This window comes from Sphingobium sp. TomTYG73 (assembly GCF_055394245.1).
On sequence record NZ_AP027339.1, the window covers coordinates 16,694 to 41,533 of the forward strand.

Sequence of the window (24,840 nt, forward strand, 5' to 3'; positions counted from 1 at the left end):
CTCGACTTCGCTCGAACCGAACGGTTATGGTAGCCGTTCGTGCCGGGCGAAGCCGAGGGACGTGCGCGCGCCGGGGGCGAAATGAGTAGCGAATTGGACTATTACGAACTGCTCGAGGTCGATCGCTCGGCTGATGCAGGCACCATCAAGAGCGCCTACCGCAAGCTGGCGATGAAATATCACCCGGACAAGACCGGGGGATGCAGCGACGGCGAAGCGAGGTTCAAGGCGGTTTCCGAAGCCTATGAGTGCCTGAAGGACCCGCAGAAGCGCGCGGCCTACGATCGCTACGGTCACGCTGCCTATACCAATGCCCAGAATGGCGGCGGTGGCGGCTTCAACGGGCGTGGCGGCGCGGGCGGCTTTTCCGACCTTGGCGATATTTTCGAGACGATCTTCGGCCAGAGCGGCTTCGGCGGCAATGGCGGGCGTCAGGCGCAGCGCCGCGGCGCAGACTTGCGCTACGACATGGAGATTACGCTCGACGAAGCCTATCACGGCAAGAAGACCGAGATAGAGATCGAAGTCTCCGCTTCCTGCGAAAGCTGCGACGGATCGGGCGCGCAGCCCGGCACCGGCGTCAAGGCCTGCGGCACCTGCGGCGGCCATGGCCAGGTGCGGGCGCAACAGGGCTTCTTCGTCGTCGAGCGCACTTGCCCCGGCTGTCACGGCGCGGGTCAGGTCATCGAAAGCCCCTGCCGCACCTGTCGCGGCGAAGGCCGGGTGGACAAGCCCAAGACGCTGTCCGTCAACATCCCCGCCGGCGTCGATGAAGGCACCCGCATCCGCCTTTCCGGCGAAGGCGAAGCGGGCGCACGCGGCGCACCTGCGGGCGACCTCTACATCTTCCTGCATGTGAAGCGGCATACGCTCTTTGAACGGGACGGCACGACCCTGTTCTGCCGCGCGCCCGTCAGCTTCACCACGGCGGCACTCGGCGGTTGCATCGAAGTGCCCGGCCTCGACGGCCAGCGTCACGAGATCAAGATCCCGAGCGGCATCCAGTCCGGCAAGCAGATCCGCCAGCGCGGCGCAGGCATGCCGGTGCTGAACGGCCGGGGGCAGGGCGACCTTGTGATACAGGTCGATGTCGAAACCCCGACCCGCCTTTCCGCCAAGCAGAAGGAACTGCTCGAAGCTTTCCGCGACACAGAAACCGGCGAGGAATGCCCGCAATCGACCGGCTTCTTCAGCAAGCTCAAGGAATTGTGGGGCGACTAAGCGCGCGCCGTCTCAAACCTGAAAATCAGAAGGCCGGGCGCAGCATCATCTGCCCCGGCCTTTTTGCATCAGCATCAGCTGGGCAAAACTCGTTTCTCTCACCGGTGAACGTTCGTTTCGTCGCCCGACGGTCAACAACCAATGCCAGACAGGCGGTTATTGTTGTGGTATGCTTAAGCGTTGTTCTACCATAGACAAAAATCGCTTCAGGCGCTCTTCCGCGCCCCTGTAGTGCGGGCATGGAAGCCCGATGGCGATGATATCTTCGTTGTTCAGATATTCAGTGCCGTGGCTCGCTACAATTGCGGCCCTTATCCGGTCTTGGCGTGCTTTATACTGCTGATTGTAGAGGCGTTTCGTGCGCTCAGCAGACATGCCTTTGCAGCGCATCTCGTTGAATGCGTCGTGCGACAATGCATTTCGGAAAACATCGAAATTTTGAAAAGGCGGGGCATCGACGACGGCGGGAGAAGCCAGCGAGGTCAGCAGATACATCCAACTCATGCCCGACTAATATCACGCCGCCGGAGACGGGCAACGTCCGCCATCCACCCATTTCCTATCATCCCAGCGTAAGCTGGGATCTCATGAGGCTAAGCTGTGCCCTGTCGTGAGAGATGCCAGCTTGCGCTGGCATGACGGGAGGGTATCCGCTCACGACCCAATCAGAAATGCCCTTCCGCACATGAAAAGGGCTAGCGGATGGAACCAGCTATCAGCTGCAAAGCAAGGCGAATGTCACGCAAGCCCACCCCCGGCCCCTCCCGCCTGCGGGAGGGCGGTGGCCGCAACCCAGCCATTCCGTCATCCCCCCAGTAAAGAATGAGAGTGCCTCGTTCAGGCCGCCAAAAACATATCCGGATCGATCGCCATCAGGCTTTCCGCGCCACCCTCGATCTTCCGCCGCAGCGCGCCCGCATCCGGCATCACCCGCTCAGCAAAAAAGCGCGCCGTGACCAGCTTCGCCTCCAGATAGCGCGCATCGCCTTCGCCCGCTTCCAGCAGCGCCGCCGCCGCCTTCGCCATGCGCAGCCACATAAGGCCGGTCGAAACGATGCCCAGGATATGCATATAATGTACCGCGCCAGCCCCTGCATTATTAGGGTTCTGCATCGCATTCTGCATCAGCCACATGGTCGCCGCGCCCAGCTGCCCGCTTGCCTTCTCCAGCGCCTCGGCCACGCCAGCCAGCTTCTCATTGCCCTTCGCCTGCGCGACCTCGTCCGCGACGATTTTCAGGAAAGCCTGCAGAGCCCGGCCGCCATTCATCGGCAGCTTGCGGCCAACCAGGTCCATCGCCTGCACGCCGTTGGTGCCTTCGTAGATTTGGGCAATACGGGCGTCGCGTACATATTGTTCGGCGCCATTTTCCCAGATGTAGCCATGACCGCCGAACACCTGCTGGCACATGACCGCAACGTCGAAGCCCTTGTCGGTGCCATAGCCTTTCAGCACCGGGGTCAGCAGCTGGACGAGATCGTCGGCGGCCTGCCGTTCCTCCTCCGTCGCGGCGTGCTGCGCCAGATCGACCTGCATAGCGCCCCACAACATCAGCGCGCGCAGCCCCTCGGTCAGCGCCTTCGCCTCCATCAGCATGCGCCGCACATCGGGGTGGACGAACAGCGTATCGGCTTTTTCGTCTTTGTCTTGAGGGCCGGTCAGTGCGCGGCCTTGCCGCCGGTCGCGCGCATAATGGACCGCGTTCTGGAACGCGATTTCCGCTTGGCCGAGGCCCTGCATGCCTACCCACATGCGCGCGGCGTTCATCATGATGAACATGGCGGCGAGGCCCTTATTCTCCTCGCCCACGATCCATCCCTTGGCGCCGTCATAATTCATGACGCAGGTGGCGTTGCCGTGAATGCCCATCTTATGTTCGAGCGATCCGCATGACACGGCGTTGCGCTCACCCAACGACCCATCGTCATTCACCAACAGTTTGGGCACGACGAAGAGGGAGATGCCTTTGCTGCCCTCGGGCGCGTCCGGAGTCTTGGCGAGCACCAGGTGAATGATATTCTCGGTAAGGTCCTGCTCACCGGAAGAAATGAAGATCTTCGTGCCGGTGATCGAATAGCTGCCGTCATCCTGCCTCACCGCCTTGGTCTTGATGAGGCCAAGGTCCGTGCCCGCATGGGGCTCGGTCAGGTTCATCGTGCCCGTCCATTTGCCAGACACCATGTTGGGGAGATATTTCTGCTTCTGCTCTTCGCTGCCCTTGGCGAGCAGAGCGGACACGGCCCCGCTGGTCAGGCCATGATACATTTCGAAGCTGTGATTGGCCGACAGCACATATTCGCCAACAGCAGACGCGACAATATTGGGCAGGCCTTGTCCACCATATTCGACCGGCGCGTGCAGCGTGGTCCATCCACCTTCCACATAGGTGTCGAATGCCTGCTTGAAGCCCGGCGGCGTCGTGACGCTGCCATCCGGGTTTCGAACGCACCCTTCCTTGTCGCCGACCGCGTTGAGCGGAAAGAGTACTTCCTCAGCAATCTTCGCGCCCTCTGTGAGGATGGCATCCACCAGATCCGGCGTCGCGCTCTCAAAGCCGGGCAGATTGGTATAGCGATCAAGGCCCACCACATGGTCGAGTATGAAGCGCGTTTCGCGGATCGGGGCGGAATAGCTGGGCATCAATCTTCTCCGGTTATCTTTTTAGTCGCGAATGTTCAGGGCTTGTCGAGAGCTGCGACAAAGCCCGAAAGTTCCGCGATGGCGGCATCTATGTCGCTTTTCTGGCGGGTGAGCAGTTCGATGCGAGCCTTGCATTTGGCGACTGTGACGCGCCGCTGCTCCTCATGTTCCTCATCCGCATCGTAAAGGTCGATCATTTCGCGAATCTCGGCGAGGCTGAAGCCGACCCTTTTGCCACGCAGGATCCAGGCAAGCCGAGCGCGGTCACGGCGTGAATAGATGCGGGCGAGGCCATGACGTTCCGGTGCGATCAGCCCTTCATCCTCATAGAAACGCAGGGCGCGGGCCGTGACGCCAAACTCCTCCGACAGGTCGGTGATGGTGTAGCTTTGCCGTTCTTTGTTGTCGGGCAATTCGATGCCCGCGATGCCGCTGCGCTGATCCATGGCGTCTTAGCTAAGAAAGGTTGACGTTAACGTCAAGTGTGATCTGCGGCAATTTGCCCTGATGACAGTCGGGCTTTGGGAGGTTAAGCGGCGCCTTATGACGGGGGCAATCAGACAATCGGAAGTCGCGCGGGGCTTGCTGGCCGCGTTGGCGCTGCTTGTCCTGACCATTCATTTGATCACGCCCGCCGGTTTCATGCCGGTTCGTACGGATCGGGGCGTGATGGTGACCCTCTGTACGGGGCAGGGCGCGGTCAACGTCCTGGTCGATCGCGATCAAGCGCTGGGGAAAGAACATCATTCGCAGGATGACGGCGTCCCGGTTCAACAACATTGCTCCTTCGCCGCCTCGGTTCAGCCGGTGGTTCCGCCGCTGATTTTGGCCGATCTGCCGTTGCCAGCGTGGCAGACTGTTTTCGGGCCTATCGCATTCGCGCTCAAGACGGGGCTGATCGCCCGACTTGCCGCACCGCCTCCGCCATCATCCGGTCCTCCTCTGTCCTCCTGAAGCTGTCGTTTATCGCTGCGCTGAGCGCGGCACGATTTTCTTGAGGATGAATTCATGTCTGCATTTACCGCTTTGCGCAGCGTGTCGCTGTGCGCTCTTGCCTGTTCGCTGCTTTCCACCCCAGCTTTCGCTGATGAAGCTGGTGACCAGGGCCGTATCATCGTAACCGCCAGTCCTACAGTAGAAGATGCCGTTACCCATATAAGCCGGACGGCGGGCGGCGCCGATGTCGTTGCTGCCAAGGATTTCGAAGACAAGTTGGCCGTATCGCTGCGCGACGCGCTGGCCTTCTCCGCAGGTGTCTACACGCAACCGCGCTTTGGCCAGGAGGTGCGCATTTCGATACGCGGTTCCGGACTGTCGCGGAGCTTCCATATGCGGGGCCTGACGCTGTTGCAGGATGGCATCCCGATCAACATGGCCGACGACAACGGAGACTTTCAGGAACTGGATCCGCAGGTGTTCCAGCATCTGGAGGTCTATCGCGGCGGCAATGCGCTGCGACTTGGCGGATCGACTTTGGGTGGCGCCATCAATGCGGTGACACCCACCGGACGGACGATGCCGGGCGCGGAATTGCGCATAGATGGCGGCTCGTTCGATACGCTGCGTGCGAAGGCGGCCTATGGTTATGCCGATGCTCGTGGTGACGCTTGGGCATCCATTACCGCCGACAGGTCCGATGGGGACCGCGCTCACGGAGAGAGACGCGCTTTGCGTTTCAACGGCAATGTTGGGATCAAGGTGAACGATCGGGTGGAAACCCGTTTCTATGTCAACGCCCAAACGATCCGGCAGAAGCTGTCGGGAGCGCTGACCGAAGCGGATGCGCTGAATGACCCGGCCAAGGGCAACTTTGCAGGTGATCAGGCGCGCAACATCGATTCCATCCGGTTTCAAAACCGTACCACGGTTGAACTGGACGGCGGTCAATTGGCCTTCGGCGCCTATTTCAATACGAAGGCTCTAAACCATCCCATTTATCAGGTGGTCGATCAGAAATCAGAGGATCGTGGACTGTTCGCCAGCCTTGACCTTTCGGGAGAGGTGCGGGGGCTTCCGGTCGAACTAACGCTGGGAACGCAGGCACGTTTTGGCCATGGTGATTTCCGGCAGTTTGTTAATATCGACGGCAAAGCGGGCGCTCTCACGTCCATGCAAAAGGCGCGGGCGCAGACGATCAACAGCTATGTGGAGGCCAGGATCGCTCCGGTTCAGGGCTTATGGCTGATCGCAGGTGGCATCTATACGCATGGTGAGCGGCGGCTGGACAATCGCCTCGTGCCTTCACGCAGCGGCGAGGCGAAATTCGATAGCTTCGCGCCTAAAGTCGGGCTTCTGTATGCACCCTCTCAGGCGGTGCAGGTCTACGCAAATTACAGCCGGTCTGTGGAGTTGCCTGGCTTCATCGAACTGGGCCAGATTGCCGCTGGACCAAGTGGGCCGCTGCCCGGCTTCACGCCCCTTGATGCGCAGCGGGCCTGGACGGCGGAAATCGGCACGCGTGGCAGCATGGGGCCAGCCCGTTGGGACATAAGCTTCTATCGCGCGGGCCTGAAAGGCGAGTTGCTGCAATATAATGTCCAGCCGGGCGTCATCCCGGCGGCGACATTCAACGCAGGCCGGACACGGCACCAAGGCATCGAGGCCGCGCTGGACCTGACCCTCGCGCCTTGGGCGACGTTGCGGCAGGTCTACCAGTATAGCGACTTCCGTTTTCGTAATGACGCGCAATTTGGCGACAACCGCCTCCCCGTCGTGCCACGTCATTTCTACCGGGCGGAAGTTAAGCTGGGAACCGATCGCGCCAGCATCGCTCCGGCTGTGGAATGGGTGCCGCAGGGTGCTTGGGTCGATTATAGCAATAGCAAGCGGGTTGATGGCTATGCGACGTTCAACATCGGGGCGCAGGCGCAGTTGACAAAGGGCGTCAGCCTGTTCGTCGATGCACGCAATCTGACGGGTGAGCGAGCGATAGGCGATATCGGAGCGCTCGTAAGCTATAAACCGGACGATCCATCGATCCCTGGGAACCAGGCCAGTGCGGCCTTCTATCCCATCGAACGCCGGGCGGTCTACGCGGGCGTGCGCGCGCGTCTCTGAAAAGGCAGCGGCCTATCCTCATGAGGGGGTGGAGCGGGGCGGTAAATGCGGCTAGAGGCGGCGCCATGTTGCGTCTCTCCGGCCTCAAGCTGCCCCTCGACCACCCGGCCGATGCGATGCCTGCCGCCATTTGCGAGCGGCTGGGAATTGAGGCATCGGACCTCGTCCGTCACGTCATCGTGCGCCGGGGCAATGATGCCCGGCGGAAGAGTGCAATCCAACTGGTTTATACTGTCGATGTCGAGCTGGTGGACGAGGCCGCGGTGCTTGAACGGCTTGGGGATGACCACGACGTGCGCCGTCGCCCGGACACCGACTACCGCTTCGTCACGCATGCGCCACAGGGCTGGTCGGGGAAACGTCCGGTCGTGGTGGGCGCAGGCCCATGTGGACTTTTCGCGGGACTGATCCTCGCGCAGATGGGCTTCCGGCCCATAATCCTCGACCGTGGCAAGGTTGTGCGGGAGAGGACCAAGGATACCTGGGGTCTTTGGCGGCGAGCCGAACTGAATCCCGACAGCAATGTCCAGTTCGGGGAAGGCGGCGCGGGCACCTTCTCGGACGGCAAGCTCTATTGCCGTGTTAAGGACCCGCGTTTCCTGGGCCGTAAGGTGCTGGAGGAATTTGTCGCTGCGGGCGCGCCTGAAGATATTTTGACCGAAGCGCATCCCCATATTGGGACGTTTCGCCTCGTCAGCATGGTCGAAAGCCTGCGCCGCCAGATCGAGCAACTGGGCGGCGAATATCGCTGGCAGCACAAGGTCGATGAACTGGAGATGGAGCGGCAAGGCGACGGAGCGCAGCGCTTGCGCGGACTGCATCTTTCCGACGGCAGCTTTATAGAGGCCGACCATGTTGTACTTGCCGTGGGGCACAGCGCCCGCCCGACTTTCGAGATGTTGCACCGGCGCGGCGTTCATATCGAAGCCAAGCCCTTTTCGATCGGGGTACGGATCGAGCATCCACAAAGCTGGATCGATCGAGCCCGCTACGGCAATTGCGCGGGTCATCCGGTACTTGGAGCGGCGGCCTACAGCCTTGCGCATCATTGCGAGAATGGCCGCACCGTTTACAGCTTTTGCATGTGTCCGGGGGGGCGCGTGGTTGCTGCCACGTCTGAAGAAGGACGTGTCGTCACCAACGGCATGAGCCAATATAGCCGTGCGGAATTCAACGCCAATTCAGGCCTGGTGGTTGGCATAGAGCCGGAGCGGGATTTTCCGGGAGGGCCTTTGGCGGGCATCGACCTTCAGCGGCATTGGGAAAGCCAGGCCTTTGTCGCAGGCGGCTCTTCCTACTGGGCTCCAGGCCAAAAGGTCGGCGATTTCATGGCGCGGCGTCCCTCAGAAGCGCTCGGGGAGGTCATCCCTTCCTACAAGCCGGGCGTCACCATGACCGATCTGTCCCTTTGCCTGCCTGACTTTGCAATCGACGCCTTTCGTGAGGCGCTGCCCGCATTTGGCCGACAGATTGCCAATTATGATCACCCTGATGCGGTCATGACCGGTGTCGAAACCCGAACCTCATCCCCCATCCGCATCACACGAGGCAAGGATTTTCAGAGCCTGAATGTGGCCGGACTTTACCCCGCTGGCGAAGGCGCGGGCTATGCAGGCGGCATATTGTCGGCGGCCATTGATGGCATCAAGGTTGGGGAAGCCGTCGGCTTGGCGATTTCCGCCTGAGTCGTGCGGCGTTGCCGTAAGGTAAATCCATCAAAATCCAATGAGGGTAGCGGTTTAACGCTGTCTTTTGCCAAGCTAAAACAAGTTAAGCGGGTAAATTACTTTCGATCGATAAATTAAGCTCCGATGAAATAATTCTTATGCCCATGACTTCATTGGCGATAATTTGTTACCCGGCCACGCGGCTTTGCAATATATAAGCAGCCGCTGCTCTCGGCCGGTCCGACGCTGCCGCAGCGGCTTTTCAGTAAAAAATTGCTAGAGAAACAGAGGAGGCCTCTATGTATGCCAAGCCTGTGATGGCGGCGCTTTGCGTCTGCTTGGCTGTGCCGATGGTGGCAGATGCCAGGCAGGGATCTGGGCAACTGACGGTGGTAGCACCCGATAAAAGCGCAATAAGCTATGAAAAGTGGACGAATCGGACAGCATCAAGATTGTCGCGGAGCATCCGTCAGGCAACTTCCCTTTATCGTGATGGAGCATCGATCGGATATTCCCGCGTGCAGTTCCGTCTGGGAGAACAAGGGCGGCCGGAGAATATTTCTCTGGCGGGCTCTTCGGCATCCCGCAGTGTCGATCGTATATCGATGCGCGCTATCCGATCGATGGGATCGCTTTACCCCTTACCGCAGGAGGTGCGCCCTGGGTCGAAGTTCGAGGCATGGGTGATTGTGGCGAATGATGCGACGGACAGGGACAACATGCTGAGCAGTTTGCGCGCTCAACACTTTGCGCAGGCGGCGGCCGATCGGCCGATCCTCCTCGCGGCGCGTTAAATAGCAGAAAAGTCGGCTCCAAGCGCGCGGCATGAAGTGTGCGTCTTGAGCTGCGTGAAACTTACCGTCAAAGGCGGCGTTCCCCATGCCATGCGCCGCCTTCATTTCGATCTTCACAATGGCACCGGCTTTACCCGCGATGACGAGGGGCGGGAGTTGGCCGAAGAGGCTGATGCCCGTGCTCTTGCCATAAGCAGCATACGCTCGATCCTGAGCGAGGAAGTGCTGATGGGCGTCGTCGATCTGACGGGCTGGATCGACATAAGGAGTGATTCTGGCGTACAGATGGGACGAGTGTCCTTCAGCGAGGCTGTGTGTCTCCGGCTCGGCCCAGGAGACCGCGATGGTAGAGGCTCATCTCGCCAAACTTAGATTCCGTCACCCGTTATCTCCGGAAGAGGAAGAGGCGATCCGGGCGATCACGCCGCCGGGCCGTCATGTGCCTCGCAACAGCATCATCGCGCATGAGGGAGAACCTCTGGAGGCCAGCACGTTGCTGCTCGAAGGAGTGATGTGCCGCTTCAAGGATTTGGCGGATGGCAAGCGGCAGATCACGCAAATACACATCGCGGGCGACTTCGTTGATCTTCATGGCTTCACGCTGAAACGGCTGGAGCATGATGTCATGACGCTGACAGACTGCGTCGTGACCCTGGTGCCCCATGAGCAAATCCGACAGTTGATCGAGCAGTGGCCGCGCATAGGCCGTCTGTACTGGTTCAGTACAAACCTGGATGCGTGCATGAGCCGCGAATGGGAATTGTCGCTCGGCCAGCGTTCGGCGGCGGGCCGGATGGCGGCTCTTTTTTGCGAACTATATGTCCGTCTACAGGTGATCGATCAGGCGAGCGACCGGTTCTATATCGGGATGAGCCAATCTCAGCTCGCCGACAGCCTTGGCATGACGGCGGTCCATGTAAACCGCACGCTCAGATTGCTCCGCGACCGGGGGCTTTTGAAATATCAGCGTGGCGAAGCGCAGATCCTTGATCTTGAGGGTTTGAAGGCCCTCGCGGAGTTCGACGCGCGCTATCTCTATCTCGATCCTGATCCGCTTTGACATTGCTTCTCAAGGAAGGTGTTGATTTCGTTGCAGTTAAGGTGTCGATTGGTGCCGTGATCATAAGCGGGACTTGAGGACCGATGCCAACGATGCAGGAGCGGCAGCCCAAGGGCACCGAGGCGGTGAAGCCTCCCATTCCGGGGGATGAGGCCGATCGGTTGCGAGCACTGGAACATTACCGGCTTGGCGGCATCGGTCGGGAACGCCCGTTCGACCATATAACCCAGTTCGCAGCTGACCTGTTCGATGTGCCCATGTCGCTGGTGTCGATCGTGGGATCGGACACCCAATGTTTTCGCGGTGCGTGCGGCATCGATGAGACCCACACCTCGCGGGATGTCGCCTTTTGCGCCTTCGCGATCCTGCAACCGGAGGTCATGGTGGTGCCGGATGCGACGAAGGATCCGAGGTTTAGCGGCAACCCATTGGTCACAGGGCCGCCGCACGTCCGCTTCTACGCTGGTGCGCCCTTGCGGGTGGCTAATGGCCAGCCGCTTGGGACCTTGTGCATCGTTGATTACAAGCCGCGTGATTTCAGCGAGGCGGATCGGCAGCGGCTCGCCCAGCTGGCACGGACGGTGATCGACCTCATCGAATTGCGGGTCGAAGGATTCGCGGCTGACGAACATCGGCGCAAGCTTGATGACGAACGCCAGTTGCTGAAGCTGACAGTAGAGAATGTGAGTGGCGGCGTCGCGGTGGTGGATCGGGACCTGCGGCTGATGCTGTGGAACCAAGCCTTTGTCGATCTGTTCGATTATGCTCCCGATAGCGTGACGGGCGGAAGGGATGCGCGTGAACTTATCCGCCTGACCGCACAGCGCGGTGAACTGGGACCCGGCGACCCGGATCAGATCGTCGCGGGATTCGTCGAGTCCATCCGTACCAGCGACAGTCGTCGGTTGGAGATTCAGCGCCGGAACGGTCGCATCCTCGATATCCGCCGGGAATCGATCCGTGGGGGGCGGTTCATCATGACGGCCCGGGATGTGACGCAGGAACGGCAGATCAGCCGCCTGAAGGACGAACTGGTATCGACCGTCAGTCATGAATTGCGGACGCCGTTGACCGCTATCTCCGGTGCATTGGGACTAATGGCGGGTGGCGCCGCTGGCGAATTGCCTGACAGGGCCAAACAACTGGTCGCGATCGGCAGCAAGAATGCGGAGCGGCTGATCCATCTGGTCAATGACCTGCTGGACATGGACAAACTTCAGTCGGGGAAGCTGGTCTTTCATTTCGACGAACGGGAATTGGGCTTGTTGTTGACCGAGGCGATCGAGCAGATTGGGCCATATGCGGAGCGCTTCGGCGTTAAGCTTGAATTCGACCACCCGGCTGAAGCGGTCGTCGCGAAGGTTGATGGCAATCGCCTGTGTCAGGTGATGACCAACCTATTGTCCAACGCTTGCAAGTTCTCGCCGTCGGGTGGGACCGTCCATGTTTCCCTTGAGGGGGCGGGGGACGTCGCGCGGATCCGCGTCGCTGACGAGGGGCCGGGGATTTCGCCGGAGTTTCGCGCGCGGCTGTTTAAGCGTTTCGAGCAGGAGGACGGTGCGCATCAGCATGGCCATGCGGGCACCGGCCTTGGCTTGGCGATCAGCAAAGGCATCGTAGAGGCGCATGGCGGAAGCATCGCGCTGGATTCCGCGGCGGAAACAGGGGCGACGTTTATTGTCGAATTGCCACTGTGATGCCGAATTGACAGAAAGGCCCGAGTTGACCCGCATTCTTTATGTTGATGATGAGGCAGACCTGCGGGAGATCGCGGCCATGTCGCTTGAGCTGGACCCGGAGTTCGAGGTGCGAACGGTGGCCTCGGGTGCGGAAGCGCTTGAGCAGGCGAGGCAGTGGCAGCCTGCTCTCATCCTGCTTGATGTGATGATGCCGGGCATGGATGGGCCTGCGACTTTGGCGGCGTTGCAGGTTGAGCCCGCCACCGCGACAATTCCCGTCGCGTTTATCACGGCCAAAACTCATCCACGGCACGTCACGAACCTGAAGGCCCTCGGCGCGCGAGCCGTGCTTGCCAAGCCGTTCGATCCGATGAGCCTCGCGGGGACCGTGCGGACATTGCTGGAGCCATGAGTGATGCGGAAGCGCAAATGCAGAAGATGCGACAGCGCTTCCATGAGCGGGCCGCGTCCGATCGGAGCGTCATCATTTCGGCGCTTGAAGCAGGGGATCGCTCCCGCCTTTTGCATCTCGCCCATGGATTGGCGGGCGTGGCCGGGATTTTTGGCTATGCCGATATTGGCGGCCATGCGTCCGCGTTGGAGGAGGCTTTGGACGCGAGCGTTGGTGATGCGGCCGTAAAGGAGTTTGGGCAGGCGCTTATAGAAGCGTTGGGGCGCGTTTAGGGTCGACTGATCCAGACGTACTCAGGCAGGCTGCTCCGCTGTATCCGTATAGAAAAGGGCGGCATCCGAAGATACCGCCCTTGTTCCAGCTGAGCTGGATCGGTGCTCCGCGCGGGGCGGAGCAAAACCGATTACTTGAGCTCGACAGTCGCGCCGGCTTCTTCCAGCTGCTTCTTGATCTTCTCGGCTTCGTCCTTGCTGGCGCCTTCCTTGACAGCCTTGGGCGCGCCTTCGACGAGCGCCTTGGCTTCGGTCAGACCCAGGCCGGTGATGGCGCGGACTTCCTTGATGACGTTGATCTTCTTGCCACCGTCGCCGGTGAGGATCACGTCGAACTCGGTCTGCTCTTCAGCAGCCGGAGCAGCGGCGCCAGCAGCCGGACCGGCGACGGCGACGGCAGCAGCGGCCGAAACGCCCCACTTTTCTTCCAGAGCCTTCGACAGCTCAGCGGCTTCGAGGACGGTGAGGGCCGAGAGCTGATCGACCAGTGCGTTGATGTCTGCCATGTTACTATATTCCCTTCTGGGCGGGGCATGAGCCCCTCAATTGAAAGTTGATAACCTGTCTTGTCGGTAGGACCGCGGCGATTAGGCCGCGTTCTTTTCCGCATAGGCGTTGAAGACCCGCGCGAGCTGCGCAGCCGGTGCCTGGGTGACGGTCGCGAGCTTGGTCGCGGGTGCAACGAGCAGCCCAACGATCTTCGCACGCAGTTCATCCAGCGACGGCAACGATGCGAGCGCCTTGACGCCCTCTACATCGAGCAGCACTTCGCCCATTGCGCCACCAACGATCTCAAGCTTGTCGTTGGTCTTGGCGAATTCGACTGCAACCTTGGCGGCGGCAACCGGATCGGCCGAGGAGGCGAGGCCGACAGGACCGGTCAGCAGGCTGCTGAGCGCGGTATAGTCGGTGCCTTCAAAGGCGATTCTGGCGAGGCGGTTCTTCGTAACCTTGTAGGTGCCACCGGCTGCACGCATCTTCTGACGCAATTGGGTCGACTGTGCGACCGTCATGCCGAGGTTGCGGGTCACGACGACCACGCCAACATCTGCCAGATGTGCGTTCAGCGCGGAAACGACCTCAGCTTTCTGATTACGATCCATGCCATTCTCCACTTCATGTTCGCTGGCGAACCAGCAAACGACTAAAACCCGCGCGAACGCGGGGCACTTAAAGTCCGAAGGGGAGAGGTCGACTGGCCCGTATCCCTTGAGGAGAACAGGCAGACCCGGACAGGACACAAGGTCCGGCCGGTAAAGAGCTTTTCCCCGTCTAGGCCGGAAATTAAGAAGGGCAAATTCCCTTCACCGACTGTCTCGGACGGAAGACCCCGAAGGGTCCGCTGCGGGGGCCTCTACAGAATTGGAGGTTTCCTGTCACGCGAAAGTTGAAAGTGACGTAGAGAATGGCGGAAAAGCGCCATTTTTGTCCCGAAGTTCACACCATATGCGCGCGCGTCCCCGGGCGCGCGTGGGCGTCATGGGAAGCGGTTCGACGTTTCAAAGAGGGCTGGGAGATAGGCAGGTTGGGGCTGTGTAGGACAGCGGGAATGGGAGGGTGTGGGGGAAATAGGATGGTTTTTGCGGGGGGTGTGGTTTGGGGGATACAGGTGGGCGCGAGGCAGAGGGGGCCTTGGAGAACGAGGTGACGTTGCGCTAGCCCACCCCCCGGCCCCCTCCCGCTTGCGGGAGGGGGAGATAATGCTGTCCTAAACCCGGTCGGCCTGCACCACCGCGTCCAATGCTCGCAATGCCGAGAGGATGCGGTTCAGGTGCTGGGCGTCGTTCACCTCCAGATCGATGATGTCGGTGTGGAACGGCCCTTCGCGGTTCACCAGTTGAAGGTTCAGAATGTTCGCCTTGGTCGCGCCGAACACATTGGCGACGGCGGCAAGCGCGCCGGGCTGGTTCTTGACGATGACCTGAAGGCGGGCGGTGCCGCCCTTGGACTTGCTGTCCCAGCTGAGATCGACCCAATCGTCGTCCTGCCCGGCTTCCAGCGACCGGCAGTCAATGGTGTGCACCTCGATCGGTTCGCCCGTGCGGCGTACACCGACGATGCGGTCGCCGGGTACGGGGTGGCAGCAGTCGCCCAGATTATAGGCGATGCCGGGCGTCAGGCCACGGATCGAGACGGGCGCGTGCTGGCGCGGATGCGCTTCCTCTATCCCGTCTACGCTGGTGGAGCCGGGGATAAGAGCCTCCATCACCTCTGAATCAAGCAGGCGATGGGTGGCGATGGCCACCATCAGAGACCCGCGATCATCCAGCTTTAGCCGCTTCAGCGCGGCCTTCAGCGCCTTGTCACCCAATTCGCTCGCCAGTTCGGGCGAGAAGCGGCCGATGATTTCCTCATAGAGCTTCTCACCCAGCGCAACTTCCTCGCCGCGCTGTTTCTGGCGAATATAGCGACGGATCGCTGCGCGGGCCTTGCCGGTGATCGCAAAGGTGAGCCAACCCGGCTGCGGCTCCTGCCCTTCCGATTTCAGGATTTCGACCTGATCGCCATTTTCAAGGCCGGTACGCAAGGGCACGACGCGGCCGTTTACCTTGGCGCCGACCGTCTGGTTGCCCAGCGAGGTATGGACGGCATAGGCGAAGTCCACCGGCGTGGATCCCTTGGGTAGCTGGTGCAGCTCGCCTTTGGGCGAGAAGGCGAAGATCCGGTCCTGATACATCGCCATGCGGGTATGTTCGAGCAGTTCGTCCGCATCCTGGCTCTGTTCCAGGATTTCGACCAGGTCGCGCAGCCATGCCGCATGATGATCGGCCGCGTCGCCCTTCTGCTTGTAGGCCCAGTGCGCGGCCAGGCCGAGTTCGGCGTCGTTGTGCATGTCGCGGCTGCGAATCTGCACCTCGATCCGGGCGTTATCCTGATGGATCACCGTGGTGTGCAACGAGCGATAACCGTTGCGCTTGGGCGTGGAGATGTAATCCTTGAACCGGCCCGGCACCATTTTGTAGGTCTGGTGGATGACCCCGAGCGCACGGTAGCAGTCCTCTGTCGTTTCGGTGATGACGCGGAAGGCCATAACGTCGGTCAGCTGTTCAAAGCTGATGTGCCGTTCCTGCATCTTCTTCCAGATGGAATAGGGGTGCTTTTCGCGGCCTGACACGGTGACGGACAGGTTCTTGCCGCCCAGCAGCAGTTGCAGCTCCGCCCCGATGCGATCGACCTTGCCGTGGCCGCCTTCCTTCAGCTGTTCGAGGCGCTTGGTGATGCTATCATAGGCTTCCGGCTCAAGCTCCCGGAAGGCGAGCAGCTGCATTTCGCGCATGAAGTCGTACATGCCGATCCGCTCCGCAAGCGGGGCGTAGATGTCCATCGTCTCGCGGGCAATGCGGCGGCGCTTCTGTTCATTCTTGATGAAGTGCAGCGTGCGCATATTGTGCAGCCGATCAGCGAGCTTCACCAGCAGCACGCGAATGTCGTCCGACATGGCGAGCAGGAATTTGCGGAGATTTTCCGCCGCCCGCTCATTTTCCGACATCGCCTCAATCTTCGACAGCTTGGTGACGCCATCGACCATCTTGGCGACGTCCTTGCCGAACGCGCTTTCGATCTCGTCATAGGTGACGAGCGTGTCCTCGATCGTGTCGTGCAGCAGGGCCGTGACGATCGTCTGATCGTCCAGGCTGAAATCCGTCAAAATACCAGCGACTTCAATGGGATGGCTGAAATAGGGGTCGCCGCTGGCGCGCTTCTGGGACCCGTGCTTCTGAACGGAAAAGACGTAGGCGCGGTTGATCATCGCCTCGTCCGCATCCGGATCGTAGCGCTTCACCCGCTCAACAAGTTCATATTGACGCAGCATCGTGACCCGATTGTCCGGGAAGCATCTTGCTGTGCAACAAAAAAATCCCATCTTTGGACAAAATGGCTGCTCTTTTGCATGGGCTGTGGCTTTGAGCTATCTAGACGGACGATGAAACATAATCTGGCGCAGGACCTGGAACAGTGCGCGCTCCCCAGCGCGCTGGAAGCGATGGGCGAGCGCTGGTCGTTTCTCATCCTGCGCGGCGCATTGTCGGGCATCCGGCATTTTGAAGATTTTCAATCGTCGCTCGGCATTGCGCGCAACATCCTGGCGAACCGGCTTTCGCGGCTGGTCGAGAACGGGATCATGCTGCGTCAGCCGATGCAGTGCGACCGGCGCAAGATCGAATATCGCTTGACGGAAAAGGGGCAGGAACTGGCCCCGGTCATGATCGCATTGCGTCAATGGGGCGAGAAATGGGGATGCGGATCGCCGTCTTGCCAGGTGCTGGCGGACAAGCGCGATGGCCAGCCGATTCGCCGTGTGACCATTCAGGCGCATGATGGCCGGGCGCTGGAACTAAAGGACCTTGTCTGGCTTTGCCCCGACGAGGTCACGCCGATGGATCAGGAAGCTGCTACGGCGGCGTAACTTGGGTGGCTTCACCCTGAACCTGAATTCGCCTAGGCTGACGGCGATGTCTGTTCAACCTATTCAGCCTCAGCCTTTTTTCGCTGACAAGAACCGCGCTTTCTGGAACCTGCAATCCGTCGGTTGGGCGGGTGCGTTCCTGCTGCGTGGGTCGTCCACCATCGCCAATGGGCAGCCGCTCTCCAGCCTGATCCCGGTGATGATTTCCACTGTGTCGGGCTATTCGGTGACCCTGCTGATCGCGGTCATCTTCCGATTTCTGCAACGACAGCGGCCGATCATCACCTGGGGTGCTTCGATCGTTACCGTGGTAATGGCGGCTGGACTGGTCGCCTTTATCGACGCCTGGGTTTTTTCGACCCAGAACCGGGCGAGCGAAACGGCGGGGCTGCAACTCTTCCTTGGCGCCTTTTATCTCAGCATAACGCTGCTGGGTGCCTGGTCGGCGCTTTACTATGCCATCAACTTCTACCTTCAGGTGGAGGAGCAGGCGGACCAGCTGCTGCATCTGGAAAATCAGGCGTCGAGCGCGCAACTAGCCATGCTGCGCTATCAGCTCAATCCGCATTTCCTGTTCAATACGCTGAACAGCATATCGACGCTGGTGCTTTTGAAGCAGACGGATCGCGCCAACGCGATGCTCTCACGCCTGTCGTCCTTTTTGCGCTATACCCTGATCAATGAACCCACGGCGCAGGTGACGATCGAGCAGGAGGTGGAGACGCTCAAACTCTATCTGGAGATTGAGAAGATGCGGTTCGAGGACCGCCTGCGGCCGGTATTCAACATCGATCCGGCCGTCGCGCAGTCGCGATTGCCTTCCCTGCTGCTCCAGCCGCTGGTGGAAAATGCCATCAAATATGCGGTCACCCCCAAGGAAGAAGGCGCCGAAATCTCCATCACGGCGCAGCCTGCCGGTGAAAATGTCCGGATCGTCGTATCGGATAGCGGCCCGGGATTGAACGAGGGGTTCACTCGCCCGAACATCCCCATGAGCGAGGGAACAGGCGTTGGCCTGGCGAATATCCGCGATCGCCTGATTCAGGCGTTCGGGGAACGACAGAGCTTTGAAACGCGTTCCACGCCAAGCGGCTTTTCGGTCCATATCGAAATGCCGCTTAATCTGGATGAACCATCGAAAGTGGCCGCATGACCATCAGAACAATCCTCGTCGATGACGAAAGCCTGGCTATTCAAGGCCTCAAGCTCCGTCTGGAAGCGCATGAGGATGTCGAAATTGTTGAAACCTGCTCGAATGGCCGTGAAGCCATCCGCGCCATAAAGACGCATAAACCCGACCTTGTGTTCCTCGACATTCAGATGCCGGGATTTGATGGCTTTTCTGTCGTTCAGGGCCTGATGGAAGTCGAGCCGCCGCTGTTCATCTTCTGCACCGCTTATAGCGATCATGCGATTCGCGCTTTTGAGGCGCAGGCGGTGGATTACCTCATGAAGCCGGTCGATGAAGGTCGGCTTGCCGACGCGCTGGACCGCGTGCGTCAGCGCCTGTCGGAAAAGAAGCAGGTGCAGGAAGCGGAGAAGCTGCGCGAGGTGCTGGCGGAGGTCGCTCCCGATGCCATGAACGATTTCAACGCGGATGAAGAGGCGCCATCGTCGAACCGGTTCGAGAAGCTCATCAACATCAAGGACCGGGGGCAGATTTTCCGCGTCGATGTCGATTCGATCGAGCGGATTGACGCTGCGGGCGACTATATGTGCATCTATACGGCGGATAATTCGCTCATCCTGCGCGAGACGATGAAGGATCTGGAGAAGCGGCTCGACCCGCGCAATTTCCAGCGGGTGCATCGGTCGACCATCGTGAACCTCAGCCAAGTGCGGCAGGTGAAGCCGCACACCAATGGCGAGTGCTTCCTGGTGCTGGAATCAGGCGCTCAGGTGAAGGTCAGCCGGTCGTACAGGGATGTCGTCGCCCGCTTCGTCCATTGAGGCGAGTCTAGCGGAATACCCATTGGCGGTTGAGGCCGAACACCACGGCTGGCGTCACGAATATCATGGCCGGGATGGGCGACCATTCCGGCCATTGCATATGGGTGACGCAGAGGAAGACCCAGAGGGCGTTCAAAGCATAGCTAAGCAGGGACACGGCCACGAACTTGACGCCGCGCGCCGCATGGTTTCCGTCGCTATCCTGATCACGGAAGGTGAAGAGGCTGTGGGTGACATAGCCGATCAGGACCGCCGCCACATAACCGGTCGTGTTGGCAAGCTGCGGGTGCCATCCGGCCAGAGCCGCGAGCGTCCAGTAGATGGTGGCCTGGCAGGCGGTGATAAAGAGGCCGCTGAGGCCATATCGCATGATCTGCCAGAACAGGGCCTGCCGTTCCGGCGTCAGACGTGACAGCAATTTCATGAAGGCCCCGTTGCGATTTGATGCGAACGCTCTAATCCACCGGCCATGAACTTGCAAAGCGGCTTCACCCTGCGGGAAAGATCCCGGCGCGCCCTGGTTTGGACGTCTGCATGGGCGCAGGTGCACTGGAAATGGCTGACCTTCCTGATGTGGGTCGCGGCCGTGACCTGGCTGCTCTATTCGCGCTGGCCCGCCATCCACTGGCTGACGCTCAACGATACCGACGACAATATGCGGTATTTGCAGGTCAAGGACTGGCTGGCGGGGCAGGGCTGGTACGATCTGAGGCAATATCGGCTTGATCCGCCTGCCGGGTTCAACATCCACTGGTCGCGGCTGGTCGATCTGCCGATTGCGGCGTTGATGCTGTTCTTCCGCGCTTTTCTGGAGCAGGGGCTGGCGGATCGGCTGGCCTGCGCGATTGCGCCGATGATCCCTTTGTTGCCGCTGATGCTGGGGCTGGGTTTCATTGCGCGCCGCCTCGCTGGCGGCAATGGCTGGATACTGGCCGCCCTGGCCCCCTTCGCGGCGCAGATGGGCATCAGCATGTTCCTGCCGATGCGGATCGATCATCATGGATGGCAGCTGGCCCTGACGGTACTGATGCTCGCGGGGCTGATCGACCGTAACTGGCTGCGCGGCAGCATCGTGGCGGGCGTGAGCAGCGCGCTGTCGATCACCATCGGCATGGAGATGATCGTCTATCTGGCGGCGGGCGGGGCGCTGATCGCGCTTCGTTGGGTATTCAAGGAAGGCGCGGCAAGGCGGATGCTGCCCTATGCGCTGAGCCTTGCTGGCTCGGTTTCCATCCTGTTCCTGCTGTTTGCAAGCTACGCAAACCGGCAGATGGTGTGCGACGCTATCTCGCCTATCTGGGTCGCCATATTCGGGGCAGTGGGCGCGGGCATGACGCTGCTGGCGCTGCTGCCACTACGCAGCTGGCAGGCCCGGCTGGGCGCGGGCGTGCTGGTGGGGGGCGCCGTTGCGGCCTTTGCATGGCTCAATTGGCCGCAATGCCTGACGGGCGCCTATCAGATTTCGCCGGAGCTGGAGCGGCTGTGGCTCGCCAATATTCGTGAGGCCAAGCCGATCACGGTTCAGGCGTGGAGCCTGATCGTGCCGCTGATGGCCATTCCGGTAGCGGGGCTGTTCGGCCTGATCTGGGCGCTTTGGGAGTCGCGGCGCGATAGCGATCGGCTGTGGGCCTGGGCGACGGTCGGGCTGATGATGCTGTTCTCGACGGCGCTTCTCTTTTGGCAGTTGCGGGCCGGACCAGCGGCGCAGCTGCTCGCCATCCCGGCGGCGGCGTGGGCGGCGCATCGGGTGCTTCAGCTTATATTCTTCGGCAGGCCTCTTGCGCGTTTGTTCGGCATCGTCGGAGCCGCGCTGCTCGCCGTGGCGGTGTTCGCGACGCCGCTTTATCCGCAGATCAACCAGCTCTGGGCGGCCGTGACCGGCGAAAAGCCCAAACCGCAACGCCCGGCGGCGAAGACTCGACTACAGTCGATCAGCAAGGCCAATGGTCGCTGCCGGTCGCTGCCAGCGCTGGAGGTGCTGAACCAGCTTCCTTCCGCTACCATTTTCACAATGGTGGACCTGGGGCCGCGCCTGATCGCGACCACGCATCATAGCGCGATCGCGGGTCCCTATCATCGCAATGGCACGGTTATCTTGGACCTGCACCATGCCTTTGACGGACCGGCGGACGGGTTCCGGCCGATCGCCGCGCGGCATCATGCGACCTACCTGCTGATCTGCCCCGGATTTCCGGAAGGGACGGTTTACCAATCCCGGAGCCCGCGCGGCTTTTATGCAGGGTTGATGCGGGGCGATGTTCCCGGCTGGCTGCATCCCGTGGCGTTGAAGAGCGGCTTCACCTTGCCCTACACCCTCTATCGCATCGATTATTCAGCGGCGGGCAGCGAAAAAGTCACGCAGCAGCGCTGACGCTTCCGCTTCGCCCAGTCCGCCATAGACTTCAGGGCGGTGCAGGCATTGGGGCTGGGTGAAAAGTCGGGGGCCTTGCTCGACCGCTCCGCCCTTGGGGTCGGCAGCGCCATAATATAGCCGGGCGATGCGCGCGTGGGATATGGCCCCCGCGCACATCGGGCAGGGTTCCAGCGTTACCCAAAGGTCGCAGCCGGTGAGGCGGAAATCGCCCAGCCCTTCCGCCGCAGATCGAAGCGCGACGATTTCGGCATGAGCGGTCGGGTCGCAGTCGCGCCGGTTGCGATTTTCTCCTTCGCCAACGACCCGCCCGTCGAGCGTGACGACGGCGCCGATCGGCACCTCGCCCGCAAGTTCGGCCGCGCGTGCGAGTTCGAGCGCGCGGCGCATGGGTTCGGGAAGCGGAAAGGGCGGTGCCATCCGCCAGCCCTTACAGCATAGCGATCGTCTACGAAATGATCAGGGCTTCTTCACATCGACGGTCGGCACTTCGACGGTTTCGTTCCGCGTGCCCACTTCGACCTTGGCCACGTCGGCCTGGAACTTTGGCATTTGCCCGCCTTCCACGGCGATTTTGGGCAGGCTGCCCTCCTGGGTCTTTTGCAGGTCGATGAAGCCGGTCGCGATGCCAGCGGCCAGCACCAGCAAAACAATCACCAACAAGCCACCAATGAGTCGCATTGCTCCCTCCTTTCGTCTATCGGCTGCAAACGTCCGAGCCATGGAAAGGGTTGCGAAAGCGATCCGATCTGGCCGGTGGGCGGGTTGACGGCTTTCCGGAATCCCGCTACTGGCGCCGCTTTCCGAACGAACATGAACTACAAGGTTGATTGACTATGTCGCGCATTTGCGAGCTGACCGGCAAGGGTCGCCAGGTGGGTCACAATGTTTCCCACGCCAATAACAAGACGAAGCGCGTGTTCCTGCCCAACTTGCAGAATGTGTCGCTGATTTCCGAAACGCTGGAAACCACCGTCAAGCTGCGCGTGTCGACGCATGGCCTGCGTTCGGTTGAACATAATGGCGGGCTGGACAACTGGTTGCTGAAGACCAACGACGACAAGCTGTCGCTGAAGGCGCGCCGTCTGAAGCGCGATATCGTCAAGAAGCAGGCTGCTCCGGCCGCCTGATTCGGTTCGATTCGTTTCGGCTTTAAGAAGCGGCCTGGTAACGGGCCGCTTTTTTGCGTGCCGGGAGGATGCGCCCGCGCGTCATTCCTGCATGTGCGGCGCTGCCCGATACCGCTTTTTTCTCAACGGTCGCGGGGCGCCCCGCGCAGCGCGAATTTCAGCAGCAGGGTGCGCTGAAAAAATTCATGATTATCGTCTGACACGATCCACACGATAGTGCGCCCGGCCTCGCGCGTGATAGCCAGTCCTTCGAAGTTATCGGCCAGCAGGGGCGGAGCGAGACGGGCGATCGTGCGGGCGGTCAACCGATCGCCGGATTCCGGATGGGACGGCAGCTCTATGAGGGCAAGAGTGGCCGTGAACAGATCGCGCAGCGTCACGCGGCGATTGAGCACCAGAATGTGACGGTCATCCAGAGCGACGGCATCCGTCGGACGATAGCCGCGCGGCGCTACGTAGCGAAGATGCATGGGCGATGCGGTGCTTTGCTCCGCCGGATCTCCGGCAAAGAGCAGCGTGTCATGGCTTCCATCCGCCGTCATTCCCATTTCCGCGATCACGAGGAAGCGCCCGTCGGGTAGGCGCGCCATGGATTCGATCGAGCCCGTTTCCGGCCAGGCTTCTATCTCCGGCCAGGTGCGGCACGTTTCCACCCGTGAAAAGCCGGGGGCGTAGCGGCAGATGCGCTGAAGCATCTCAAAACCGACCCAGTAGCGATCCGATTCCGGATCATGCGCCATCGCCTCTGAATCCCACGCCCACCATGGCTGGGATCCGTCCTGTGCCCTGATTGGCAGGGGGGCGATGAAGGGATGCCGGCTATCGAGAACGGGGTTGACCGCGAAACCCATTAGAGTGCCGGAATCGCTCAACGCCAGAACCTGTCCCTGCTGATCTACCAGCAGGGATGAGATGCCGCCAAATCCATGGTGGGGGCTGCTGAGTTGCCAGCCTCCCAGATAATCGAGCGCGCCGATGCCGTGAACAGCCGGATCGGACGCATTTAGTGGCAGGGCGCGCGCGGTAACGAGCAGCGGGCCAGGCCCAAATAGTTCAGGCTTGTTCTTGTGCGGCGCCGGCAAAAGCAGGATCGCAAGCAGCAGGACGATCAGGATACGGCGCATCGCCCCGCCATAGGCAATCCCGCCTGCCGGACCAACGGCTGATTGTTCATATATGCTGTTCGCCTGCGGGACAGGGACCAGTTTTTCCATTGCGGTGATGAGCGTTCAGGTCCGCTCTTGATGAGCGGCAACCGGCTGGGGACGGTGCTTTTTTATCTGAACGGTGGCTGACACGCCCATTCAGGCTTGGCTCAATGCGAATCGGCCAAAAGGGGTGCAATCGATGGGGCGGCGGAGACGCGCCGGAGTCGGTAACGACATGATTGAGGAGCACGCCATGAAGACCAAGTTTCTGATCAATATGGGGGCCGCGCTGGCAATGGGCGTTGCTTCCTTGGCCGTAACCGCAGCGCCTGCGCAGGCCCGTGACGGCTGGGGCCGTTATGATCGCGGCGACTATTATCGCGGCGATCGGGGCTATCGCGGATACCGGGGTGACTATTATCGCGGCTATCGTGGCGACCGTTACTATCGCGACAATTATTATCGTGGCTATCGCGGCGGCTATCGCTGCCGGGACAATGGCACGGGCGGCACGATCATAGGCGCGATCGCCGGTGGCCTGCTCGGCAATGAGATCGGCAAGGGCAGTGGCCGCTACGGCCGCCGGGGTGACGGCACCACGGGCGCGATTGTCGGTGCGGGCGTAGGTGCGCTGGCTGGCCGGGCGATCGATCGGGACTGCTGATCAGCCACCCGTTGTTGGATAGAGAAGGGCTGCCCCAAAAGGGCGGCCCTTTTCATTGCAATCGCGCGGCCCAAAAGAAAAGGGCCGCTCCGTTGCCGGGCGGCCCTGTTTCCAAAAATCCCGAGAAGGGAAATTACATCGCGTTCGCGGCAGCGTTCGATGCAGCGTTGCTGGCGTTCGAAGCGGCATTGCTGGCGTTCGAAGCAGCATTCTCGGCAGCGTTCATGGCGTTGTCAGCAGCATTCGAAGCGTTCTCAGCAGCGTTGGCCGAAGCATTGGCGGCATTGTCTTCGCCCTTCGAGCAAGCGGCGAGGCCGAGCGAAGCGGCGAGAACGAGCGAAAGAGCAATCGACTTGGACATGGGCAA

At 60.9% G+C, this 24,840-nt stretch carries 27 protein-coding genes; 16 read left to right on the forward strand and 11 right to left on the reverse strand.

What is annotated here, in order from left to right; genetic code table 11:
• The first annotated feature begins 81 nt into the window (after positions 1–81).
• Positions 82–1,221: a molecular chaperone DnaJ gene (gene dnaJ / locus ACZ5TH_RS00090; protein WP_464794186.1), complete on the forward strand. Its 1,140-nt coding sequence runs from the start codon at positions 82–84 to the stop codon at positions 1,219–1,221.
• A 156-nt stretch (positions 1,222–1,377) separates the two neighbouring features.
• Here dnaJ and ACZ5TH_RS00095 read toward each other — a convergent pair whose 3' ends face one another.
• From ACZ5TH_RS00095 to ACZ5TH_RS00105, 3 genes are all read right to left on the reverse strand, one after another.
• Entirely contained in the window at positions 1,378–1,716 is a 339-nt protein-coding gene (locus ACZ5TH_RS00095) for a hypothetical protein (RefSeq protein WP_449470998.1), read from the reverse strand.
• 342 nt (positions 1,717–2,058) lie between these two features.
• On the reverse strand, positions 2,059–3,861 hold the full coding sequence (locus ACZ5TH_RS00100; protein WP_464794187.1) for an acyl-CoA dehydrogenase C-terminal domain-containing protein: 1,803 nt from the start codon (positions 3,859–3,861) through the stop codon (positions 2,059–2,061).
• A gap of 35 nt (positions 3,862–3,896) precedes the next feature.
• Positions 3,897–4,307, reverse strand: a complete 411-nt coding sequence (locus tag ACZ5TH_RS00105; protein ID WP_449471002.1) for a MerR family transcriptional regulator — start codon at positions 4,305–4,307, stop codon at positions 3,897–3,899.
• Between the two features lie 97 nt (positions 4,308–4,404).
• On the opposite strand from ACZ5TH_RS00105, the gene ACZ5TH_RS00110 reads away from it, so the two are divergent.
• The 9 genes from ACZ5TH_RS00110 (at position 4,405) to ACZ5TH_RS00150 (ending at position 12,802) form a co-directional block, all read left to right on the forward strand.
• A complete protein-coding gene (locus tag ACZ5TH_RS00110) occupies positions 4,405–4,815 on the forward strand; it encodes a DUF2946 family protein (protein WP_464794188.1) in 411 nt (136 codons plus the stop codon).
• A 54-nt stretch (positions 4,816–4,869) separates the two neighbouring features.
• The gene (locus ACZ5TH_RS00115) at positions 4,870–6,918 is read left to right on the forward strand and encodes a TonB-dependent receptor family protein (protein WP_464794189.1); all 2,049 of its coding nucleotides are present in this window, start codon (positions 4,870–4,872) and stop codon (positions 6,916–6,918) included.
• Positions 6,919–6,983: 65 nt separating this feature from the next.
• Positions 6,984–8,603, forward strand: coding sequence for an NAD(P)/FAD-dependent oxidoreductase (locus ACZ5TH_RS00120; protein WP_464794190.1), 1,620 nt, complete (start codon positions 6,984–6,986; stop codon positions 8,601–8,603).
• 281 nt (positions 8,604–8,884) lie between these two features.
• Positions 8,885–9,379, forward strand: coding sequence for an energy transducer TonB family protein (locus tag ACZ5TH_RS00125; protein WP_464794191.1), 495 nt, complete (start codon positions 8,885–8,887; stop codon positions 9,377–9,379).
• A gap of 54 nt (positions 9,380–9,433) precedes the next feature.
• Positions 9,434–9,751: a DUF6894 family protein gene (locus ACZ5TH_RS00130; RefSeq protein WP_464794192.1), complete on the forward strand. Its 318-nt coding sequence runs from the start codon at positions 9,434–9,436 to the stop codon at positions 9,749–9,751.
• The gene (locus tag ACZ5TH_RS00135; protein ID WP_464794193.1) at positions 9,723–10,439 is read left to right on the forward strand and encodes a Crp/Fnr family transcriptional regulator; all 717 of its coding nucleotides are present in this window, start codon (positions 9,723–9,725) and stop codon (positions 10,437–10,439) included. The genes ACZ5TH_RS00130 and ACZ5TH_RS00135 overlap by 29 nt, the downstream gene beginning before the upstream one ends.
• A gap of 83 nt (positions 10,440–10,522) precedes the next feature.
• Positions 10,523–12,136 carry a GAF domain-containing sensor histidine kinase gene (locus ACZ5TH_RS00140; protein ID WP_464794194.1) on the forward strand — a complete coding sequence of 538 codons (1,614 nt, stop codon included), beginning with the start codon at positions 10,523–10,525 and terminating at the stop codon, positions 12,134–12,136.
• A gap of 25 nt (positions 12,137–12,161) precedes the next feature.
• Entirely contained in the window at positions 12,162–12,530 is a 369-nt protein-coding gene (locus ACZ5TH_RS00145; protein ID WP_464794195.1) for a response regulator, read from the forward strand.
• Positions 12,527–12,802, forward strand: coding sequence for an Hpt domain-containing protein (locus ACZ5TH_RS00150; protein ID WP_464794196.1), 276 nt, complete (start codon positions 12,527–12,529; stop codon positions 12,800–12,802). Before ACZ5TH_RS00145 ends, ACZ5TH_RS00150 begins: the two co-directional genes overlap by 4 nt.
• A 131-nt stretch (positions 12,803–12,933) precedes the next feature.
• On the opposite strand, the gene rplL is transcribed toward ACZ5TH_RS00150, so the two are convergent.
• The 3 genes from rplL to ACZ5TH_RS00165 form a co-directional block, all read right to left on the reverse strand.
• Positions 12,934–13,308 (reverse strand): 50S ribosomal protein L7/L12, encoded by a 375-nt coding sequence (rplL, locus tag ACZ5TH_RS00155; RefSeq protein ID WP_449471019.1) that lies wholly within the window; start codon positions 13,306–13,308, stop codon positions 12,934–12,936.
• A gap of 81 nt (positions 13,309–13,389) precedes the next feature.
• On the reverse strand, positions 13,390–13,905 hold the full coding sequence (rplJ, locus tag ACZ5TH_RS00160; RefSeq protein WP_449471020.1) for a 50S ribosomal protein L10: 516 nt from the start codon (positions 13,903–13,905) through the stop codon (positions 13,390–13,392).
• A 605-nt stretch (positions 13,906–14,510) separates the two neighbouring features.
• Complete coding sequence (locus ACZ5TH_RS00165) at positions 14,511–16,616, reverse strand: RelA/SpoT family protein (protein ID WP_460987373.1); 2,106 nt, start codon at positions 16,614–16,616, stop codon at positions 14,511–14,513.
• A 111-nt stretch (positions 16,617–16,727) separates the two neighbouring features.
• Here ACZ5TH_RS00165 and ACZ5TH_RS00170 point away from each other — a divergent pair, with 111 nt between their 5' ends.
• Genes ACZ5TH_RS00170 through ACZ5TH_RS00180 form a run of 3 tightly spaced genes read left to right on the forward strand, consistent with a single transcriptional unit; the run spans position 16,728 to position 19,160 of the window.
• A complete protein-coding gene (locus ACZ5TH_RS00170; RefSeq protein WP_460987375.1) occupies positions 16,728–17,210 on the forward strand; it encodes a winged helix-turn-helix transcriptional regulator in 483 nt (160 codons plus the stop codon).
• Positions 17,211–17,256: 46 nt separating this feature from the next.
• Complete coding sequence (locus tag ACZ5TH_RS00175; protein WP_196225242.1) at positions 17,257–18,363, forward strand: sensor histidine kinase; 1,107 nt, start codon at positions 17,257–17,259, stop codon at positions 18,361–18,363.
• Complete coding sequence (locus ACZ5TH_RS00180) at positions 18,360–19,160, forward strand: LytR/AlgR family response regulator transcription factor (protein ID WP_196225243.1); 801 nt, start codon at positions 18,360–18,362, stop codon at positions 19,158–19,160. The genes ACZ5TH_RS00175 and ACZ5TH_RS00180 overlap by 4 nt, the downstream gene beginning before the upstream one ends.
• Positions 19,161–19,167: 7 nt before the next feature.
• Here ACZ5TH_RS00180 and ACZ5TH_RS00185 read toward each other — a convergent pair whose 3' ends face one another.
• Complete coding sequence (locus ACZ5TH_RS00185; protein WP_464794197.1) at positions 19,168–19,584, reverse strand: GtrA family protein; 417 nt, start codon at positions 19,582–19,584, stop codon at positions 19,168–19,170.
• Between the two features lie 45 nt (positions 19,585–19,629).
• On the opposite strand from ACZ5TH_RS00185, the gene ACZ5TH_RS00190 reads away from it, so the two are divergent.
• Positions 19,630–21,531, forward strand: a complete 1,902-nt coding sequence (locus ACZ5TH_RS00190; RefSeq protein ID WP_464794198.1) for a hypothetical protein — start codon at positions 19,630–19,632, stop codon at positions 21,529–21,531.
• On the opposite strand, the gene ACZ5TH_RS00195 is transcribed toward ACZ5TH_RS00190, so the two are convergent.
• Together ACZ5TH_RS00195 and ACZ5TH_RS00200 are read right to left on the reverse strand one after the other, a co-directional pair.
• Positions 21,493–21,951: a nucleoside deaminase gene (locus tag ACZ5TH_RS00195; protein WP_464794199.1), complete on the reverse strand. Its 459-nt coding sequence runs from the start codon at positions 21,949–21,951 to the stop codon at positions 21,493–21,495. The genes ACZ5TH_RS00190 and ACZ5TH_RS00195 overlap by 39 nt on opposite strands.
• A 39-nt stretch (positions 21,952–21,990) precedes the next feature.
• A complete protein-coding gene (locus tag ACZ5TH_RS00200; RefSeq protein ID WP_196225247.1) occupies positions 21,991–22,212 on the reverse strand; it encodes a hypothetical protein in 222 nt (73 codons plus the stop codon).
• 155 nt (positions 22,213–22,367) lie between these two features.
• Here ACZ5TH_RS00200 and rpmB point away from each other — a divergent pair, with 155 nt between their 5' ends.
• A complete protein-coding gene (gene rpmB / locus ACZ5TH_RS00205; protein ID WP_196225248.1) occupies positions 22,368–22,661 on the forward strand; it encodes a 50S ribosomal protein L28 in 294 nt (97 codons plus the stop codon).
• A 122-nt stretch (positions 22,662–22,783) separates the two neighbouring features.
• Here the strand turns inward: rpmB and ACZ5TH_RS00210 are convergent, their stop codons facing one another.
• Entirely contained in the window at positions 22,784–23,785 is a 1,002-nt protein-coding gene (locus tag ACZ5TH_RS00210) for an esterase-like activity of phytase family protein (protein ID WP_464795117.1), read from the reverse strand.
• A 277-nt stretch (positions 23,786–24,062) separates the two neighbouring features.
• Here ACZ5TH_RS00210 and ACZ5TH_RS00215 point away from each other — a divergent pair, with 277 nt between their 5' ends.
• Positions 24,063–24,473, forward strand: coding sequence for a glycine zipper 2TM domain-containing protein (locus tag ACZ5TH_RS00215; protein ID WP_460987385.1), 411 nt, complete (start codon positions 24,063–24,065; stop codon positions 24,471–24,473).
• 133 nt (positions 24,474–24,606) lie between these two features.
• Here ACZ5TH_RS00215 and ACZ5TH_RS00220 read toward each other — a convergent pair whose 3' ends face one another.
• Positions 24,607–24,834 (reverse strand): circumsporozoite protein, encoded by a 228-nt coding sequence (locus ACZ5TH_RS00220; protein WP_460988155.1) that lies wholly within the window; start codon positions 24,832–24,834, stop codon positions 24,607–24,609.
• Between the last annotated feature and the right edge of the window lie 6 nt (positions 24,835–24,840).

Excerpts from the sequence above, each read along its gene's own strand:
- dnaJ (WP_464794186.1), top strand. The coding sequence starts at position 82 with ATGAGTAGCGAATTGGACTATTACGAACTGCTCGAGGTCGATCGCTCG.
- ACZ5TH_RS00095 (WP_449470998.1), bottom strand. The coding sequence starts at position 1,716 with ATGTATCTGCTGACCTCGCTGGCTTCTCCCGCCGTCGTCGATGCCCCG.
- ACZ5TH_RS00100 (WP_464794187.1), bottom strand. The coding sequence starts at position 3,861 with ATGCCCAGCTATTCCGCCCCGATCCGCGAAACGCGCTTCATACTCGAC.
- ACZ5TH_RS00105 (WP_449471002.1), bottom strand. The coding sequence starts at position 4,307 with ATGGATCAGCGCAGCGGCATCGCGGGCATCGAATTGCCCGACAACAAA.
- ACZ5TH_RS00110 (WP_464794188.1), top strand. The coding sequence starts at position 4,405 with ATGACGGGGGCAATCAGACAATCGGAAGTCGCGCGGGGCTTGCTGGCC.
- ACZ5TH_RS00115 (WP_464794189.1), top strand. The coding sequence starts at position 4,870 with ATGTCTGCATTTACCGCTTTGCGCAGCGTGTCGCTGTGCGCTCTTGCC.
- ACZ5TH_RS00120 (WP_464794190.1), top strand. The coding sequence starts at position 6,984 with ATGTTGCGTCTCTCCGGCCTCAAGCTGCCCCTCGACCACCCGGCCGAT.
- ACZ5TH_RS00125 (WP_464794191.1), top strand. The coding sequence starts at position 8,885 with ATGTATGCCAAGCCTGTGATGGCGGCGCTTTGCGTCTGCTTGGCTGTG.
- ACZ5TH_RS00135 (WP_464794193.1), top strand. The coding sequence starts at position 9,723 with ATGGTAGAGGCTCATCTCGCCAAACTTAGATTCCGTCACCCGTTATCT.
- ACZ5TH_RS00140 (WP_464794194.1), top strand. The coding sequence starts at position 10,523 with ATGCCAACGATGCAGGAGCGGCAGCCCAAGGGCACCGAGGCGGTGAAG.
- ACZ5TH_RS00150 (WP_464794196.1), top strand. The coding sequence starts at position 12,527 with ATGAGTGATGCGGAAGCGCAAATGCAGAAGATGCGACAGCGCTTCCAT.
- rplL (WP_449471019.1), bottom strand. The coding sequence starts at position 13,308 with ATGGCAGACATCAACGCACTGGTCGATCAGCTCTCGGCCCTCACCGTC.
- rplJ (WP_449471020.1), bottom strand. The coding sequence starts at position 13,905 with ATGGATCGTAATCAGAAAGCTGAGGTCGTTTCCGCGCTGAACGCACAT.
- ACZ5TH_RS00165 (WP_460987373.1), bottom strand. The coding sequence starts at position 16,616 with ATGCTGCGTCAATATGAACTTGTTGAGCGGGTGAAGCGCTACGATCCG.
- ACZ5TH_RS00170 (WP_460987375.1), top strand. The coding sequence starts at position 16,728 with ATGAAACATAATCTGGCGCAGGACCTGGAACAGTGCGCGCTCCCCAGC.
- ACZ5TH_RS00175 (WP_196225242.1), top strand. The coding sequence starts at position 17,257 with ATGTCTGTTCAACCTATTCAGCCTCAGCCTTTTTTCGCTGACAAGAAC.
- ACZ5TH_RS00180 (WP_196225243.1), top strand. The coding sequence starts at position 18,360 with ATGACCATCAGAACAATCCTCGTCGATGACGAAAGCCTGGCTATTCAA.
- ACZ5TH_RS00185 (WP_464794197.1), bottom strand. The coding sequence starts at position 19,584 with ATGAAATTGCTGTCACGTCTGACGCCGGAACGGCAGGCCCTGTTCTGG.
- ACZ5TH_RS00190 (WP_464794198.1), top strand. The coding sequence starts at position 19,630 with ATGAACTTGCAAAGCGGCTTCACCCTGCGGGAAAGATCCCGGCGCGCC.
- ACZ5TH_RS00195 (WP_464794199.1), bottom strand. The coding sequence starts at position 21,951 with ATGGCACCGCCCTTTCCGCTTCCCGAACCCATGCGCCGCGCGCTCGAA.
- ACZ5TH_RS00200 (WP_196225247.1), bottom strand. The coding sequence starts at position 22,212 with ATGCGACTCATTGGTGGCTTGTTGGTGATTGTTTTGCTGGTGCTGGCC.
- rpmB (WP_196225248.1), top strand. The coding sequence starts at position 22,368 with ATGTCGCGCATTTGCGAGCTGACCGGCAAGGGTCGCCAGGTGGGTCAC.
- ACZ5TH_RS00210 (WP_464795117.1), bottom strand. The coding sequence starts at position 23,785 with ATGCGCCGTATCCTGATCGTCCTGCTGCTTGCGATCCTGCTTTTGCCG.
- ACZ5TH_RS00215 (WP_460987385.1), top strand. The coding sequence starts at position 24,063 with ATGAAGACCAAGTTTCTGATCAATATGGGGGCCGCGCTGGCAATGGGC.
- ACZ5TH_RS00220 (WP_460988155.1), bottom strand. The coding sequence starts at position 24,834 with ATGTCCAAGTCGATTGCTCTTTCGCTCGTTCTCGCCGCTTCGCTCGGC.